This is a genomic window from Citrobacter sp. 506 (genome assembly GCF_050434985.1).
Taxonomy (GTDB): Bacteria; Pseudomonadota; Gammaproteobacteria; order Enterobacterales; family Enterobacteriaceae; genus Citrobacter; species Citrobacter braakii.
In genome coordinates this window covers 1,041,220-1,058,303 of record NZ_JBNDJN010000001.1, presented here as the reverse complement: position 1 = coordinate 1,058,303, position 17,084 = coordinate 1,041,220, and the positions used below count along the sequence as shown (strand labels likewise).

Here is a 17,084-nt window from a genome sequence, read left to right as displayed (position 1 = left end):
AAAATCTAATCCTCTTTAATTACACCATCCCGGCCGAGCCCGGTGAAATCGGTTCTGTCTCCGGATGACTACTGTATACATACATATCCGAAGGCTTATCTATTCAGATACTTGTATTCGTTACAAACCATGAAAAGTGATGTTTTATATTCATGGCCAGTTACGTCCCCGGGTTACTGTTATTTTTTTCATATCTCAACCGGTCTTCACGAAAGCGATCAGCATTATCGACAATCCAGGTCCACAGCGGGATCATCCGTACAAGTAACTCCATACCTGTATCGGACAGTTCGTATTCGACTCGTGGCGGGATTTCACTGAAATCATGGCGGATAACCAGTCCGTCACGCTCAAGCTGTCGTAATGTACGCGTCAGCATGCGCTGAGTCACTCCGTGCATACGCCTGCCAATTTCGGCATGACGCAGTCTGCCATAAACGCCAAGCGTGTTGACGATACCCAGCGACCAGCGACTTCCGGCATGAGCCAGCACCTCCCGCCGCAAGCCATCATCATCGTCTCTCAGCCCCTTACAAACAGCCTGCGAATACTGAAGAATATCTTCCCGATCCATTTCATTGACTCCCGGTATCATACATGTACCTTCTTTTTTAGCCTGTTATGAATTGCTAGAGTGGTGCAACAATTCATGTAAGGCCAGATTATGAACAAAACAGATCTTAACACTACGTCTGAAAATATCCTCGTGCTCGGTGCCGGTGAGCTGGGCCTCCCCGTTCTGCGAAATCTTGCCCTTCGGGCAAAAGATGTGGAGGGAACGAAAATCAGCGTGCTGCTGCGCGAAAGTACCGTAACGTCAGATGAACCTGGAAAACAATTCGTTATCACGGAAATCAGAAACCTCGGTATTAATATAGTCACGGGCGATCTCGTCATGAGTTCTGTCGACGATTTGGCCAGCCTCTTTGCGCAATTTGACACAGTCGTTGGCTGCGCGGGGTACGCGGCCGGCATAAATACACCGATGAAACTGGCGCAGGCGGCCCTGCAGGCGCGGATTCCACGCTATTTTCCATGGCAGTTTGGTGCCGATTTTGATGCCATCGGACGCGGCAGTCCACAAGACATCTTCGACGCGCAGATTGACGTGCGTGATTTACTACGCAGCCAGCATGAAACTGAGTGGGTCATCATTTCGACCGGCATCTTCATGAGCTATTTGTTCGAACCAGACTTCGGTGTGGTCGATCTGCAGAACGATACTGTTCACGCACTCGGCAGTATTGACAACACCATGACGCTGACAACTCCCGATGATATCGGGATGCTGACGGCAGCGATCGTATTTAAAACTCCTCGCATCCGGAACGAAATTGTGTATATCGCCGGTGATACACTGACCTACGCAGAGGTAGCAGATAAGCTGCAATCAGCGCTTGGCCGTCCTTTCAGCTGCACGGAATGGAGCGAACAATATCTGATGGATAAACTCGCGCTCAACCCGCAAGACATGATGTCTAAGTATCGTGCCGTTTTTGCACAGGGGCGGGGTGTTGCATGGGATAAAAAGCAGACATTCAATGAACGCCATAACATTCCGGTTACCGACGTGGCAGCCTGGATAAATGCAAATCTGACCCCGGGCAGCTCATTATAATCGTATTTAAGCTGCTGTAATAAATACCAGAGTCTTTCTCCTGCCTGCCCGAATATGGTGAAGAGAAAGACTCTGTTCCCCCTGTTGGCACTGATAGCAAAGCGGTTACGCTGTGTGCGCTGAAAACCGGCTCTCCGGTAAACCGGGGAATACGGCTGATTTCGCTCTTAGCAATGCTCCATCATGCCTTGACGGCACAGAAAGACCCACGCTGGCACTGGTACAATACAGCGTTGTGAATGCTTCTCCCGCGAGTGTCGGGCAAGTGCTCTGAACTCCTGGAGAGGGCAGGATACTCTCCGTCGTTCCGTCCGGACGATAACGTACAACACGGCTTCCTCCCCATTCGGCATTCCAGACATAGCCCATTGCGTCCACGCAGGAGCCGTCAGGCGCTCCCTTTCCTTCTGTTGCAGTGAACACGCGCTGGTTATTCATGGAGGGGTAATCACAGCACATTATACGGCCCTGCATCGAGTCACAGTAATACATCGTGCTGCCGTCCGGACTGAAACAGATGCTGTTCGGGATGGCCACCTCAGGCAGGGGTAGCGTCTCAATGCTGAGTGTCGCTGCATTTAGCCTGTGAAATCTTCCTATGATTTTCGCGGGGTATCCGTCATCCATGGTCCCGAAGACGAAATTACCCTCGCGGTCGCACCGACCATCCCCTGTCCGTGTTCCCGGTCCTCCCGGTGACGCCACAACCGGCGTAAAGATACCCGTATTCAGATCGCAGAAGGCGAATCGGGACGCCAGTCCCATCAATAAAACGTCAGAATGTTCAGTAAGAGCAAACGATCCGAGGCGTTCAGGCAGGGACCAGCGCATCACAACACTGGTGTCTTCTTCAAGGGCAAGCAGCTCGCTGCCTTCAATGTCAGTCCAGTAAATCCTGCGTGTCCTCTCGCACCAGATTGGGCACTCTCCCAGCAAATTTCTGGCATCAGCAGACACTGAAAACATGTTATTTCTCCCGCATATAAAAGTTTCGCATCGCGCCTGACCAAAAGCGTAAGGCCATCTGCATTATGGCAGACGGCAGTAACAAGCTATTCCCACCCTGTCAGGGCAAAAAACGCGCTGAAAGTTTGTCACCAAAAAGCATGATGGCGAGTCCTGCCAGCATGACCAGCATGCCCCCCAGTTTGAGTAGCGAAACCGGTCGCCGTACAGCACCCAGCAGACCGAAATGGTCAATCATCTGCGACGAGAGTAACTGCCCAACGATTGCCAGCCCGAGCAGGGCTGAAAAACCGATTTTCGGTGCCAGCACCACGTAGCTGAACAACGCACAGGCACCGATCAGGCCGCCCGCCAGACTCCATGCTGGCTGCGAAGGAATAGCAGCGAGAGAGCTAAATAACCCGCCACGTAGCAGCGAGTAAATCCCGAGGCTCAACGCCCCGGCCGTAAAGGAAAAGAACGCGGCGGTGACCGGATCGCCCCCGAGTCCTTTTGCGAGCTGACTGTTCAGGGTTGTCTGCAAGGTAATACCAAGACCCGCTGCAAAAGCTATTACGTAATAAATCGCGCTCATGCTGTTATTCCCTGTCAGTTTGCCTGTACCAGCGGCAGGAATTTCTCCGCAAAGATGTCCGGCTCATACCCGGCGGCGGCGAAAAGGTGTTCGCGTGATTCATCGATGGCAGCACGAAGACGCTCGCTGTCCACGCCCAGAACTTTGCCGTTCTGCTTGACGATGCGCCCGCCAATCATGACAGTATCGATGTTGCTGCGTTCAGTTGCATGCACCACCGTCCCGAAGGCATTCCCGTTCGGATAGAGATTGAGATCAGCAGCGTTAATCAGGATCAGGTCGGCCTGTTTGCCTGGCGTCAGGCTACCCACTTTATCCTGTAGTCCGGCACAGGTCGCACCATCGACGGTTGCCGACTTCAGCAGCTGCGCTGCCGGGAGCGTTGTCAGAGAATGCCCTGAATCACAGCAGTGCTGCTTATGCATACCCATCACGCGCTGCAGATAGAACGCCACGCGCATTTCCATAAACATATCTGTGCTGTAAGACGTTTCGTTATCCACGCTCAGGCCAGGATTGATGCCATGGCGCTGCGCGGCCTCAATGGCAAACATCCCGCTTTCAATGCCATAGTGCGAATCTGAGCGCGGACAGACGTTCACTCGTACGCCGGCTTCACGCAGGATTTCCCAGCCCTCATCAGGCAGTGCTGTGCAGTGATTGAAGATATTGTCCGGGCCCAGCAGGCCCTGCTGATGCAGTGATTTAAGCTCTGAAGCCATCTCAGCCCCAAAGAATTCGGTCACGATTGGCAGCCCGAGCCGGCGGGCCTCGGCCCACAATTCCGGCTCCAGCTGGGCCATGACGCCCAGAGAAACCAGTCCCTCAGGATTGTCTTTGAAATATTTTTCCTGCAGACGCTGCCAGTTACCCGGCCAGTGCGCTCTGTCCCATTCGCCTGCTACCGGCGCGCCGGACGCATGAATAGCGCGAATTCCGGCATCAAGCAGGGCTTCAACGGCGGCGTCTGCATGTGCTGCGGTACGGCTGTTGTGCGAGTTATCAATCATGGTAGTGATACCCGCATCAATCGCGCCCAGCGCCGTCAGGAGATTACCGACATAGATATCTGCGGGCCGATAGTATTTCGCAAACGAGAAGTGCGTGGCATTGCTATAGTCGTCCAGACAGGTGGCGTTTGGGTTGATGCGGCGCAGCTGGCCTTCCCAGGCGTGACGATGAGAATCGACCATCCCCGGCATGGCAATCATATTTGTGGCATCAATGACGTGAGCACCCTCGGCGTTCAGGTCCTTACCGATGGCGGTGATGGTTGACCCTGTGACAAGAATATCGCCACGTTCATGGTTACCAACATTCTCATCCATACTCAGTATGGTTGCACCGCTGATCAGCGTTACCGGCGCATTTTCCGTCTGATTGTTAACAATATTTCTGCAGTAATCGGTCATTTGAATTGTCTCTTTCAGGTTCAGAAGGAAAACAATACGCCTCCTGTTTAAGCTGAAAAAGATGACTAACGTGTTTTCATCATTCAGAATTTGCGAATAATGATGGTTATCACCGTCACATGCTATTCAGGAGCGCAATCAGGTGGATCGTATTCAGGCTATGCAGGTTTTTATAAGGGTGGCTGAGGCCGGAAGCTTTGTCCGGGCAGCGGAAACACTGTCCCTGCCTTCTTCTACTGTTACCAGCACCATCAAAAACCTGGAGAAATATCTGCAGGTGCGTCTGCTGAACCGGACCACAAGACGTGTCAGCCTGACTCCGGAAGGTATGCAGTATCTGGCGCAGTGCCGGGAAATTCTGGCCTTAATTGAACATACGGAAGCCAGTCTGGCCGATTCGAACAGGCGCCCCCGTGGTCGTTTACGCGTTGATATGCCCGGCGGTATAGCGCACTTCCTCGTGATGCCAAACCTGAAAGAGTTCTACAGCCGTTATCCTGATATTTACCTGATGATCGGCGTCAGCGACCGGCAGGTTGACCTGGTTCAGGAGGGCGTGGACTGCGTGATCAGAACCGGAGAGTTACTTAACTCCACGCTTGTAGCCCGTCCGCTCGGAGAATTTCGCTGGATCACCTGCGCCTCTCCCGATTATCTCAGGGAGTACGGTATTCCGCAGTCACCTGAAGATTTATCTCATCACCGGGCTATTCATTATTTTTCCGGACAAAGCCGGCGTACAGACGAATTGCGTTTTGTAAAGGGAACAGAAACGCTGTCCGTACCCGTCAGGGGGCAGGCAGCCGTCAACGAGACGGGACTCTATATAAAAATGTGCCTCGAAGGATTCGGGCTGGCGCAGCTTGCTGAGAACGTTGTAGCAGAACACCTTCAGAAAGGAACGCTGGTTGAAGTCCTGGCCGACTGGCAGCCGTCGTCTGTTCCTGTCGCATTGCTTTATCCCCATCAGCGTTTTCTTTCACCCGCCGTACGTGCATTTGCAGACTGGATAGATGAAATATTCAGTTGATACGTCTGTCACAGCTCCCCGTTGCATACTAAAAGTCAGCAGTATTCAGGGGACCTGAAAGAACGGCAGACTTTATTTCGCGGATATGAGCATCCCGGAGCAGCGACTTCCCGGAGAAAGGCTGTACCCAGAAATTCACATCTCCGGTTTACGGGGGGACGCCGGCTAAGAGCGCCAGCCACATCCGGGCCCTCTTTTAACTAAAGTGTCTGAGTAAAATATTTTCAAGGATGTGAAAAACGGTCCTGATGCGCTGTGGTACCAGGGTCTGATAGGGCCGGTAAAGATAAAGCTGCCAGGTTTCCAGTTTCAGTTCCGGCAGGACATTCACCAGCCTGCCGTCTTCAAGGTATTCCCTGCAGGCCAGATTACTCGACTGAATCACGGCTTTACCGGTTAACGCAGCCTGAATCTCAGACTGGGAGTCGGTGGTAAAAAACTCCAGGTGCCGGGGAATAAAGGTATTGACGCCGTCGAGCATAAATTCAAACACCTTGCCGGTTTCAGGGTTAAGCAGACCGCTGAAAGGGTAACGCTGACGCAGGTCTTCAAAATTTTTCGGTGCGCCCAGCCTGTCAATGAGCCGGGGAGAAGTCATCAGGGCATGATGAACCAGCGTAATGGGCCTGACGATAAAATTCGGGTTTGGCTCCCGCTCTATACGGATCCCCATATCAATACGGTTCTGGACAGTATCCAGCTTCATCATGTCTAACCGCCAGTCAATAAACAGCTCAGGATAGGGATCGAGAGCGGTCAGAAGCTCATATAACACCTGCTCGTGGCCGGGAAACCGGAATAGCGTGATCCTCACAACACCCTTCATCTCATTGTCATCTCTGGCCGTCTGGAAAAGGGCCTCTGAGTCTTCAAGCAGCCGCATGGCACGGGGCAAGAAAAACTCACCAAAGCTGGTCAGCACAATGGATCGGGTATTGCGCTTAAAAAGCGGTTCGCCAAGCTGATGTTCCAGATCAGCAATCGTGCGTGTCACCACGGATGGAGAAATGGCCAGCCTGACTGCCGCTTCGCGAAAATTCATTGTTTCTGCAGCAGTAACAAAAAATCTCAGGGCATCGAGTTTATTCATAATAATTGTGATTTTAGCAATTCTGATTTTCTAAATTAACAATTTTTCAGCAATAAATCCAACCGTATACTTAGCATCTAAGAATAGTTAATACCTTAAAGAAGGGTGAAATAATCGTGAAAATTAGAAGGTTAGGTAGCCAGGGGCTTCATGTCTCGGAAATGGGGCTGGGGTGCATGGGCATGGACCATGGCTATGGCTATTCAGTTGAGATCCGGGAAAGGACAAAGCTGATAGACAAGGCTGTAGAGCTGGGCTGCAACCTTTTCGACACTGCCCCCATTTACGGATTTGAAAACGAAAAACTGCTGGGGGTAGCGCTCAGCAAACACAGGGACAACGTTGTCATCGCGACCAAATTCGGCGTGACAGGAATGGAAAATAGTGATGGACAGCTGGTGCCGGTATTAGACAGCCGTCCGGCATCTGTCAGAGAGCAACTGGAAGGTTCCCTCAGGCGCCTGAAGACCGACCATATCGACCTGTTTTATCAGCATCGTGTCGACCCAAAAGTTGAGCCGGAAGTGGTGGCAGGATTAATGAAAGAGCTGATCGCGGAGGGCAAAATAAAGTACTGGGGCTTATCCAATGCGCCCGTATCTTACATACGCCGGGCTCATGCCATCTGCCCGGTCACTGCGGTTGAAGACCAGTATTCAATGATGTGGCGTAAACCTGAACAGGATCTGTTTAAGGTCTGCGATGAACTTGATATTGGTTTTATGGCCTACAGCCCGCTGGGTAATGGATTCCTGAGTGGTCAGGTCACAGCTAATACAACCTACGGGGAAGGCGATTACCGGGGCATGATGGGGCGCTTCAAACCAGAGGTGATGGAAAATAACCAGACGCTTCTTAAGCTAATCGCTGAAATTGCAGAAAGAAACAACGCAACTTCAGCACAGATTGTTCTTGCCTGGGAGCTGGCTCAGAAGCCTTACATTGTGCCGATCCCGGGAACAACAAAACTACACCGGCTGGAAGAGAATTTTCACGCCGCAAATGTTCAGCTCAGTGACGCCGAATTAAATGATATCAACGAAGCCTTATCCCGGCTTGAAATTGACGAAACATTCTTCTGAAAAAATAAGAGATCGCTATGAAAACAACAGTATTTGTTACCCATCCCAACATTAATCAGTCCCGGGTAAACTCAGCCCTGGCAAAAGGTGCAGCATCACTGACAGGCGTTGAAGTGCGTTATCTCTATGACCTGTATCCGGATGGCAAAATCGACGTGGCCGCTGAACAGGCTGCCCTGGAGAAGACGGATCGTGTCGTGCTGCAGTTCCCTATGCAGTGGTACAGCACGCCGCCACTTCTGAAACAGTGGCTTGACGATGTACTGACGTACGGCTGGTCACATGGTGGAGAAACACAGGCGCTGCACGACAAGCAACTCATGCTGGCAGTTTCGCTTGGAGGTGCTGAGTCTGCCTATCAGCCTGATGGCGCTGCCGGACATACGGTAGGAGAGTACCTGCTGTCTTTTGAAACCATCTCCGGGTATCTGGGTATGAACTACATCAAGCCGTTCATTACAGGCGGAAGCGCGACGATAACTGACGAAGAAATCGCAGCTCAGGCCGGACGATACAAAACGGTATTAGCCTGATTATCTTCAGGCGATCATCAGTGTATTAAAACGCCTTCAAATGTGCCGTTGCTGATAACGGCACATTTTTCATTTATGGGAAGGAGAAATCGTGTGTCTTTACAGCCAGTCGAACTGAACAAAGCATATCGATTATTGCAGGTCGGCCCAACTACAATGATTTCCGCTAAGCATAATGGTAATGCCAATGTGATGGCCGCTGCCTGGGTGAGTCTGGTGGGGATCAATAAAGTCATGGCGTATATCGGTCCGCAGGCTTATACCCGTGGATTGGTGGAAGAAAGTGGTCTGTTTGCCGTACAGATCCCCGTAGTCAGCCAGATGGAAACCGTTTTGTACGCAGGTGAGCACAGCTACCGTGACAGGCCTGACAAGAATCATAAAATACCGACGTTCTACCTGAAAGAGTTCGATGTTCCGCTGGTAGAGGGTTGTGCTGGCTGGCTTGTATGTAAGGTAATACCCAACGCGGCATATGAGCTGGAACATAATCTGTTTATGGGAGAAATTGCCGGCGCGTGGAGTGACGATCGGGTTTTTCGCAATGGACACTGGATATTTGATGAAGCACCTGACGAATTACGAACCATACATTATGTCGCCGGGGGGCAGTTTTATGCCATCGGCAAAGGAACCCGGTTTGACCATGGGCCGGGCAAAGACTGAGACGCGAGTGCTTTTTGTACTGATACAACAAACTGCAGGGACTTGTTGTTAAAATGCCTTGCTGTTCCCTCATGGCCAGCAGGCGATACCGCCTCTGAGCCAGCAAGGGAAGTCGCTTTTCGGCGCCTGCAGCCTGCCTTCTTATATGCTCCTGTTAGCCCGCAGCACTCATAAATGAACAATGGCATGTCACATGGAAGGATCAGTGTCTTTAATCAGAAAGTGACAGTTTTGTTCTACCCACCGGTTGAGTTCATTCGCTGCCTGCCAGAGGGACGTTCCCAGTTCCGTGAGTGCATATTCGACTTTGGGCGGTACTTCACGAAAGACAGTGCGCGTAACAAGATTCCTGCTTTCAAGTTCCTTAAGATTCTGTGACAGCACCTTTTCTGATATACCCTGAATTTTTCTTCGCAAATCACCCGGCCTTGATGCACCGTCAGAAAGGGCATGAATAATGAGCAATGTCCATTTGCTCACCAGAACCTCGAGAACTTCACGGGCAGGACATGCCTCCCGCAAAACATTACCGGGTTCTTTGTTGTCCAGTGTAAAACAGTCGTTGAATTTTTCCATACTTACCTTGAGGTGGGTACTTGAAGATAAGTTAGTCTAAATCTACTATAGCGCTGAAATCAAGAGATTTGCATGTGCCATGCTGCTGCGGCTTAACCATCGTAATTATTGAAATAACCAGATAATGAGTTGGTAATGCTGAGTTTGTGACACGATAATGTCATACGTTACGAACACTGATAGCCATTAGCCGCCAGCACGAACAAATAATTTTTTTGTGTAATAACGAAAATTTTATCAAATAAGCCGGCTTGCTATATAAGCGCCTGCGCTAATAACAATCAATCCTTATGAATCGGGTTATATCAATGAAATATCATGTACTTTCTGCTTCACTGTTATTTTCACTTCTCTTTACTACTGCTGCACAGGCGAAAACAGCGAGTTATAAACTTGATGAATCGCATACGTCTGTGGTTATTAGCTGGAACCACCTAGGTTTTTCGAACCCGACGGCATCCCTTCATCATGTAGATGGCACAGTTAAGTTCGATCCGGCAACAAAAATTTTATCACTGGTTGATATCAACATTCCTGTAGCCAGTATTGATACCGGCGTTCCAGCACTGAATAAAGAGTTTGGTCAGCCAGATTATTTTGATGCGGAGAAATATCCGGTCGCAAATTTTAAAAGCACCAGCATTGAAATGAATGGTGATAAGTATGACGTACGGGGAAATTTAACCATTAAATCCATAACCCGGCCGGTTATTCTTCATGCAACCCTGAACAAAGCAGGTTTTCAGGCTATGGAGAAGAAAAATGCGGTAGGTTTTAACGCCACCGGTGTGATTAAGAGATCAGACTTTAAAATTGATAAATACGTTCCTTATGTAAGCGATAATATCACACTGACCGTGTCTTCGGAGGCGTATTCAGATTAATAAGATGCGGAGCCGTTAATGCTTCAGAAGCGTGGGCTGATGAAGCATCTTTACTTCCAGTCCAAACTTTTAACAATGTCGCATCCTGTCCGTAATCCTTCGGAAAGCATGCACTAATGAGTCAGCGTGTATTATTGCATGCTGACCCTATCAGTCCAGTCAGAGGGCAAGACGGGGCAAATTACGATGTCAAACAATTCATCTGAGGGCTAATTCATGACAGGTAACTTTTTAGAGCTTGCCAGAAAACGACGCACCATTTATGTACTTGGAAAAGATATTCCTGTCCCGGAGAACGAGCTGATCGGCACTGTCATTGAGGCAGTGAAGCAGGCTCCTTCTGCTTTTAACTCGCAAAGCTCAAGGCTTCTGATTTTACTGGGTGAGCAGCACGCTCGCTTATGGGAACTCACGCGTGAACAGTTACGCAAAATCGTGCCTGCAGAAAGTTTCTCCGGCACCTCAGATAAAATAGACGGGTTTGCAGCGGCTGCCGGCTCAATACTTTTTTTCGAGGATCAGGATGTTGTCAAGTCACTACAGGAGCAGTTTGCGGCCTATGCGGACAATTTCCCGGTATGGTCTGAGCACAGCACAGGTATTGCACAGTATGCTGTCTGGCTGGCGCTGGCTGAAAAAGGAATTGGTGCCAACCTGCAGCATTATAATCCTCTGATCGATGAAGATATTCGCACTGAGTGGAATGTTCCTCCATCATGGAAACTCCGCGCGCATATGAATTTCGGTGCCATCCTTTCACCCGCCAGTGAAAAAGCCTTTATGAGTGATGAAAAGCGATTCATCGTTGCCAAACAGTCATAAGGCTTGTTTATTATATTATTACTGACCGCGATCGCCCTGAGCTTCAGGGCGGCCGCTGAATGTTACGCTCGCCCTGAGCGGCCTTTTCACCGAAAAGTCCGCTCATCGGGATAGTACAGATGGCTCCGGTACCATTAAGACGCTTCAGAACCTCGATGGAAAGCATCCGCCGCAGAGGATCAGCTGGTACCTTGCTGTGTAAACCCATTCAGCCCGGCTGCTGTACAGGTTCCAGGTGCGCATCTCGTCCGGCAGCCATTCCGGTGCAGGCTCCTGCAACTGAGATTGCTGTGGTCATCAGTAATGGCACCGTCCAACCTCCGGACAACTCCTGTACTTTACCCAGCAACAGCGGTCCCATCGCCGCCATCAGATAACCGATACTCTGCGCCATACCTGACAGCGCGGCAGCATCACCAGCGTTTGTAGTGCGCAACCCGATGAAGGTCAGACCCAGCATCATGCTGGCACCCGAGCCGAAGCCGAGGAGTGCAGCCCACAGCATCGCCAGATTTGGCAAATAAAGGATGCCAATAAAGGACACTGCGGTTAACAGGCTGACGCCAGCAGCGGCTAATTTCTGATCGTTAAGACGACGCAGCGTGGCTGCCAGAATCAGGCCGGGAATGGCGGTGGTGAGCTGAAGGATGCCATGTACCTCACCAGCCTGAGCTGAGGAGAGCCCACTGTCTGTCAGAATGGCTGGCAGCCAGCCGACCGCAACATAAAACGGCATCGCATTCAGGCCCATAAACAAGGTGACCTGCCACGCCAGAGACGAGCGCCAGACCGCAACGGTCGCTGCTTTTTTCTCACCTGCTACTGGCAGTTGATGCTTTTTCTTCAACTGCGGCAACCATAAAAGCAACGCAAGGAGCGGTGCAATAACCAACATGGCTAACGCGATGTTCCAGCCCCAGCTCTGCGTCAGAGGAATGACAATGGCAGATCCAATGGCGCCAGCGGCGCCCATGGTGATGGAATATGCTCCCGTCACGGAAGCCACGTTGCCGGAAAAGTCACGTTTGATCAGGCCAGGCAGCAGGACATTGCCCAGGGCAATCCCGATACCAATTAACACTGTTCCGCCATAAAGCGCCCAGACGCTGTCTGTTGAGCGAAGCAGAATCCCCGCTGAAATCACGACCAGGGCACCAAAAAGGGTGCGTTCCAGGCCGTACTTGCGGGAAATCGATGCGCTCAGTGGAGAAAAGGCGGCAAAGGCCAGTAAAGGAAGCGAGTTAAGCAACCCAACGGCTGTGATACTTAGCCCAAAATCATGGCGAATGGACTCTAAAACGGGTGCTATAGCGGTAAAAGGAACACGCAGGTTAATGGCGATAAAAAGGATGCCGGTCACAAGTATGATTGAAGACCACTTGTTCGTAGTGTGGGACATAAGTTTTGCTTTCTCTGAAAAAAGAAAGACTTTAAAGGACGCATGAGTTACAGAATATAGATAACCTGACAACATATAGCTAAATCATGCCAGTTAATAAAAAATCTGTGACCTCGCCGGAAGAGTTTAATGCCGATGATTTCAGTCAGGCCGCTATCGCCCTGCATGTATCATCGTCAGGTGAGTATGCCGGGCAAAGTCCGCACGCTCATCGCAAGGGGCAACTTATTCTCTCTTTGCGCGGTGCAGTGCGCTGTGAGGTTGAGGATGCGCTGTGGCTTGTTCCACCAGGACATGCCGTCTGGGTTCCGGGAGAAATCCCCCACCGTTGCCGGATCACGAAGAATGCAGACACGTGCCTTTTATTCATCGAGCCCGGCACGGCAGCGATGCCGAAAATCTGCTGTACCATAGCGATTACACCTCTGGTTCGCGAGCTTGTTCTGTATCTTGCAGAGCAGGAACATGCTTATTCTCCTGACAGTAAAACCGCCAGGCTTGCAGCGGTGCTGCTGGAGCATATTCCGGATGTGCCGGTTGAAGCACTCCATCTTCCTGTATCAGATCATCCTAAAATCCGGATTATGGCTGAGGCACTTTTTAATGAGCCAGATGACCGGCGAACGTTAAAGCATTGGGCTGCTCATCTGGCCATCAGCGAACGATCTCTGGCCAGGCTGATAAAAGAGGCGACAGGAATGAGCTTTGGTCGCTGGCGTCAGCAGCTGCATTTGATGATTGCCCTGAGCCATCTGTCTGAAGGTCAGCCCGTGCAGCGCGTAGCCGGAACGCTGGGATATGATTCGGTCAGTGCGTTTATTACGATGTTCAGAAAAGCGCTGGGTAAATCACCGACGCAATATTTTTCTTCCCTGGATTAGTGCACAAGCACAGAAGCCGGATTTATTCAAAGAACACCAGCGTCCGCTTCACGCCCTGAGACATTCAACAAGCTTTTTATGGCTTCAGTAAGGGCGAGTGTCGCGCTTCGAGAGCCAGCAAATACTTCGCTTCATCGTACCGAGTTTGGTCTTCCAGCAGCGGTAAATGATCGTTATCCATTTGAAAGCAAGAGCCCGGATTGCAGATTGGTGCGATTTCTCTTTTTCTCGCAGTCCCTGATAATAAAGTCTGGCCCAGTATGATGAGTTAACCGTCTTGGCAGCCCATTCAACAAAAGTCTGCCTGACGAACTTAGCACACTGCCATCGCCAGTGAACCCAGGATTTCTGGCCACTTCGTTCTGTCACCGGTGCAATACCTGCGTAGTTTTGAATTTCTTCAGCGCTGTTGAAGCGGTCGCGGTTATCACCCAGTGCGGCAAGCATCCTTGGACCCATGCACGGTCCCATTCCAGGAAGTGATTTGAACAGTTCTGCATCCGGAAGCGTACCGAATAAGGATTCAATACGTTCGTCGTAGGTTCTGATTAGGTCGCCTGCCAGTTTGATTTGAGATGCGAGTGCTGTTGCCATCAATGCATTTGCCTCTATTACACTTTTATCTGTGGTCAGTGGAATAGCATTGGCAATACTTGCAACCCGCTGTTCGGTATATGCAACAGCAGGACCACCTTTAGCGTTCATAAAATGACGAACAGTATCGCTGCGAGCCCGTTTGAGTTGTTGCAGGCTGGGCCAGCGAATGATTAGCTCGCAGAACAGTGAATTGTCCCGATGGGAGAACCATTCCAGGGGCAGGGGGTAATACTGCTTAAGCGTGTTGATGAGCCGATTTACAAAGCGACGCTTGTCTTCGACCAGCAGTCGGCGCTGCTCAACTAATTGCTGGAGTAACCGGATATCTGCGTTGTCGGGTTCAATGGCTTTTATCTTTTGGGGATAGCGTAGCATTAACTCTAATGCTAGCTCGGCATCCTGCGGGTCATTTTTAGCGCCGCTGGGTGAGAAGGCTTGCCGGTAACGAGCCAGGGACAAAGCGTGGACGGAGAAAACGGTGATAAAGGGATATTTTTGAAGAGCATATACCACGGGGCCCTTCTTCAGCTCGAGAGCTATTGCGATTCTGCCTTTTACCTTCTGGTGTAACTCAGTAAGCCAGATATCAAGCGCTTCTGCCGTATGTTCAATCACATGGAATACGCGTTCACCGTTTTTGAACTGAACACAGACATCGTGTTTTTTATCTGCCCAGTCCAGACCAACATGTGCAGCAAATTGATTAGTCGCAGTCATCACCAACTCCTTTCATCGGGGATTGGTATGCATTCCACGCTCTTCGAAAGAAATATAGTCAGCAGTGTATCTGCATGCCCTGAGTATTCGTTAGCGAACGCGGAGCACCTACTGGTTCGAAAGAGAAGCGGCGATCATCACATGATTCTCGCTCAATATTCGTAACCAGTAAGCGCATACCCTGAATCACTCAAAAGTGTAATTCTCAGGGTTAGAATGACTATAGTTCGCTCATAACTGACCCAATCCGTTTCCGTGGATAGATCTAAATGATAAGCGGACCTCACACTTTCGATTCACGCAGGTCAATTCGGTTAAAGATGCTCATAAACGGCTTAACAATTTCTCCGAGTTGAAGCCAGAAAAATGCCCTACCAGTACAGACTGATACGGCTTTTTTTTGTGGCTTATTCTGTCAGAGGGGTTATCCCATTGTGTAACTGATTTCCTTCCCACAAATATAAGGTGGGGCATACGCTTTCCTGCACATATCCAGATAATCCGACCACCATTGCATCATCGCTTTACGGGAATCGAGATATTCTGCTTTATGGATGTAAGCCGCTCGAACGCTGTTACGCTCCTGATGACTCATCTGCCGTTCAACCGCATCCTGTGCCCACAGGCCAGACTCCATCAGGGCACTACAGGCCATTGCCCGTAATCCGTGGCCGCAGATTTCATTTTTTGTGTCATATCTCATCAGGCGCAACGCCTTGTTGACGGTGTTTTCACACATTGGCTTATACGGATTATGGTCACCGGGGAATATCAGCACGCGATGCCCGGATATTTCCCGTATCTGTTTCAGAATAGCGATGGACTGACGGGAGAGTGGAACGATATGTGGAGTGCGCATTTTTGCACCACGCCCAGAGTAGCGGACACCGGAGATGGCCTCGCGAGTGGCAGGAATGGTCCAGATTCTATTTTTGAAATCGATCTCAGACCAACGGGCGAAACGAAGCTCGCTGGAACGGATGAATAGGTGAAGGGTGAGTAATACGGCCAGGCGGGTTAACTCTCGTCCTTGCTTGTAGTCCTCAATGCGAGCCAACAGTTCCGGTAGCCGCTCCAACTGAAGGGCGGGGTAGTGACGTTTAACGGGCGGGGAGATGATACCCTCCAGATTTGCTGCCGGATTGTTCTCTATCAACTCCTGATGTATGGCATGACGCATGATGTTGCACATATGCTGCCGGGTGCGTGCTGCGACTTCCAGCAGACCTTTTTGCTCAATGCCTTTTAGCAGGTCAATAAAGTGACGAGGTTTTAGTTCTGCTACGGGCAAGTGTCCAATCACAGGGAATATATGATTGTTCATGCTGGCAAGCAGACGGGAGGCGTGGTTCTCTGACCATGTTCGGTTGCTTTTATGCCAGTCCAGTGCCACATACTTGAAAGTTTTGTCTGGCGAGGAAGTGGATCTTTCCGCAGAGCGCTGTTGTGCAGGATTGATATTATGCGCCAGCAATTTACGGATACCATCACGCTGTTGACGAGCATCAGCCAAAGACACATCAGGGTATGCGCCTAAGCCAAGGCGAGATTCTTTTCTATTGATACGATATTTGAGATACCAGAGACGTGAACCGCCTGGATTAACCAGCAGATACAGACCATGGGAATCGGAGACTTTAAAGGGTTTTGCGGATGGTTTTAAGTTGCGGATTTTTGAGTCGTTAAGAGACATTTGGGGGTCACTCCGTCATCGAACCAACTTGACCCCAAATCTGACCACCAAATTCTCCCGATGCGGAGGGAAAACTAAAAATACATCGGGAAGACTTTTCACGCTAACTTATTGAATCTAAATTACATAAGGATTCGCAGAGCGGCATGAAAACAAGAGTTTGGCTCCTCTGACTGGACTCGAACCAGTGACATACGGATTAACAGTCCGCCGTTCTACCGACTGAACTACAGAGGAATCGTTTGAACGAGGCGCATATTAGCGAGGGCGATGAGGCTTGTCAAAGGGGGAAATACATTTGTGCGTTCGTTTGCTGACAAAATCAGCAAAGCGGTGATCTTTCCGTCTTTTTATGCTTTTGCCCCATTCTGGTGCGCGCCTACCTCTTCCAGGGCAGCCAGAATGAGAGATTCAGGTGTGCAAAAAGTCCATTCTTTACCTTTGATCCTGACTTTACGCGGTTTTAACCGTAAAACACGGCTGCTGACTAAACTGGCAAGCATCTTGCAATCCTGAATTTAATGACTGCCAGCACGGGTTCTGG

17 protein-coding genes, 1 tRNA gene and 1 pseudogene are annotated in these 17,084 nt (G+C 50.3%); 8 read left to right on the top strand and 11 right to left on the bottom strand.

The genetic code is table 11. The annotated features are described in order from the left end of the window. Positions 1-160: 160 nt before the first annotated feature. Positions 161-595 (bottom strand): winged helix-turn-helix transcriptional regulator, encoded by a 435-nt coding sequence (locus ABIE10_RS05325; protein ID WP_196781243.1) that lies wholly within the window; start codon positions 593-595, stop codon positions 161-163. A 69-nt stretch (positions 596-664) separates the two neighbouring features. Here ABIE10_RS05325 and ABIE10_RS05320 point away from each other — a divergent pair, with 69 nt between their 5' ends. Continuing rightward, positions 665-1,618 carry an aromatic alcohol reductase gene (locus tag ABIE10_RS05320; RefSeq protein WP_014229934.1) on the top strand — a complete coding sequence of 318 codons (954 nt, stop codon included), beginning with the start codon at positions 665-667 and terminating at the stop codon, positions 1,616-1,618. A gap of 105 nt (positions 1,619-1,723) precedes the next feature. Here the strand turns inward: ABIE10_RS05320 and ABIE10_RS05315 are convergent, their stop codons facing one another. The 3 genes from ABIE10_RS05315 to ABIE10_RS05305 all read right to left on the bottom strand — a co-directional run bounded on the left by ABIE10_RS05315 (position 1,724) and on the right by ABIE10_RS05305 (position 4,570). Beyond that, the gene (locus tag ABIE10_RS05315; RefSeq protein WP_048762592.1) at positions 1,724-2,584 is read right to left on the bottom strand and encodes an SMP-30/gluconolactonase/LRE family protein; all 861 of its coding nucleotides are present in this window, start codon (positions 2,582-2,584) and stop codon (positions 1,724-1,726) included. A 100-nt stretch (positions 2,585-2,684) separates the two neighbouring features. After that, entirely contained in the window at positions 2,685-3,158 is a 474-nt protein-coding gene (locus ABIE10_RS05310; protein WP_012539997.1) for a DMT family transporter, read from the bottom strand. A 14-nt stretch (positions 3,159-3,172) separates the two neighbouring features. Beyond that, the gene (locus ABIE10_RS05305) at positions 3,173-4,570 is read right to left on the bottom strand and encodes an amidohydrolase family protein (RefSeq protein WP_172569584.1); all 1,398 of its coding nucleotides are present in this window, start codon (positions 4,568-4,570) and stop codon (positions 3,173-3,175) included. A gap of 142 nt (positions 4,571-4,712) precedes the next feature. Here ABIE10_RS05305 and ABIE10_RS05300 point away from each other — a divergent pair, with 142 nt between their 5' ends. After that, the gene (locus tag ABIE10_RS05300) at positions 4,713-5,600 is read left to right on the top strand and encodes a LysR family transcriptional regulator (protein ID WP_048762594.1); all 888 of its coding nucleotides are present in this window, start codon (positions 4,713-4,715) and stop codon (positions 5,598-5,600) included. Between the two features lie 196 nt (positions 5,601-5,796). Here the strand turns inward: ABIE10_RS05300 and ABIE10_RS05295 are convergent, their stop codons facing one another. Then, positions 5,797-6,690, bottom strand: a complete 894-nt coding sequence (locus tag ABIE10_RS05295) for a LysR family transcriptional regulator (RefSeq protein ID WP_041165285.1) — start codon at positions 6,688-6,690, stop codon at positions 5,797-5,799. Positions 6,691-6,806: 116 nt separating this feature from the next. Here ABIE10_RS05295 and ABIE10_RS05290 point away from each other — a divergent pair, with 116 nt between their 5' ends. From ABIE10_RS05290 to ABIE10_RS05280, 3 genes are all read left to right on the top strand, one after another. After that, on the top strand, positions 6,807-7,772 hold the full coding sequence (locus ABIE10_RS05290; protein ID WP_082144865.1) for an aldo/keto reductase: 966 nt from the start codon (positions 6,807-6,809) through the stop codon (positions 7,770-7,772). 17 nt (positions 7,773-7,789) lie between these two features. Continuing rightward, positions 7,790-8,305, top strand: a complete 516-nt coding sequence (locus tag ABIE10_RS05285; RefSeq protein ID WP_014229928.1) for an NAD(P)H-dependent oxidoreductase — start codon at positions 7,790-7,792, stop codon at positions 8,303-8,305. A gap of 93 nt (positions 8,306-8,398) precedes the next feature. Then, complete coding sequence (locus ABIE10_RS05280; RefSeq protein WP_014229927.1) at positions 8,399-8,971, top strand: flavin reductase family protein; 573 nt, start codon at positions 8,399-8,401, stop codon at positions 8,969-8,971. A gap of 189 nt (positions 8,972-9,160) precedes the next feature. On the opposite strand, the gene ABIE10_RS05275 is transcribed toward ABIE10_RS05280, so the two are convergent. Continuing rightward, positions 9,161-9,547: a winged helix-turn-helix transcriptional regulator gene (locus ABIE10_RS05275; RefSeq protein WP_014229926.1), complete on the bottom strand. Its 387-nt coding sequence runs from the start codon at positions 9,545-9,547 to the stop codon at positions 9,161-9,163. Positions 9,548-9,855: 308 nt separating this feature from the next. Between ABIE10_RS05275 and ABIE10_RS05270 the strand changes: the two genes are divergently transcribed. Both ABIE10_RS05270 and ABIE10_RS05265 read left to right on the top strand, forming a co-directional pair. Next, positions 9,856-10,431, top strand: coding sequence for a YceI family protein (locus ABIE10_RS05270; RefSeq protein WP_048762607.1), 576 nt, complete (start codon positions 9,856-9,858; stop codon positions 10,429-10,431). A gap of 216 nt (positions 10,432-10,647) precedes the next feature. Next, entirely contained in the window at positions 10,648-11,253 is a 606-nt protein-coding gene (locus ABIE10_RS05265) for a nitroreductase family protein (protein ID WP_048762596.1), read from the top strand. A 208-nt stretch (positions 11,254-11,461) separates the two neighbouring features. Here the strand turns inward: ABIE10_RS05265 and ABIE10_RS05260 are convergent, their stop codons facing one another. Continuing rightward, positions 11,462-12,652, bottom strand: coding sequence for a CynX/NimT family MFS transporter (locus tag ABIE10_RS05260; protein WP_014229922.1), 1,191 nt, complete (start codon positions 12,650-12,652; stop codon positions 11,462-11,464). Between the two features lie 86 nt (positions 12,653-12,738). Between ABIE10_RS05260 and ABIE10_RS05255 the strand changes: the two genes are divergently transcribed. Next, positions 12,739-13,533: an AraC family transcriptional regulator gene (locus tag ABIE10_RS05255; protein ID WP_041165282.1), complete on the top strand. Its 795-nt coding sequence runs from the start codon at positions 12,739-12,741 to the stop codon at positions 13,531-13,533. Between the two features lie 76 nt (positions 13,534-13,609). On the opposite strand, the pseudogene ABIE10_RS05250 reads toward ABIE10_RS05255, so the two are convergent. The 4 genes and pseudogenes from ABIE10_RS05250 to ABIE10_RS05235 form a co-directional block, all read right to left on the bottom strand. Next, positions 13,610-14,847 (bottom strand): annotated as a pseudogene (locus ABIE10_RS05250) (IS110 family transposase). A 424-nt stretch (positions 14,848-15,271) separates the two neighbouring features. Beyond that, positions 15,272-16,540, bottom strand: a complete 1,269-nt coding sequence (locus ABIE10_RS05245) for a tyrosine-type recombinase/integrase (RefSeq protein ID WP_014229917.1) — start codon at positions 16,538-16,540, stop codon at positions 15,272-15,274. Positions 16,541-16,701: 161 nt separating this feature from the next. Next, positions 16,702-16,777, bottom strand: a tRNA-Asn gene (locus ABIE10_RS05240). Between the two features lie 113 nt (positions 16,778-16,890). Next, positions 16,891-17,043, bottom strand: a complete 153-nt coding sequence (locus ABIE10_RS05235; protein WP_181012486.1) for a hypothetical protein — start codon at positions 17,041-17,043, stop codon at positions 16,891-16,893. Between the last annotated feature and the right edge of the window lie 41 nt (positions 17,044-17,084).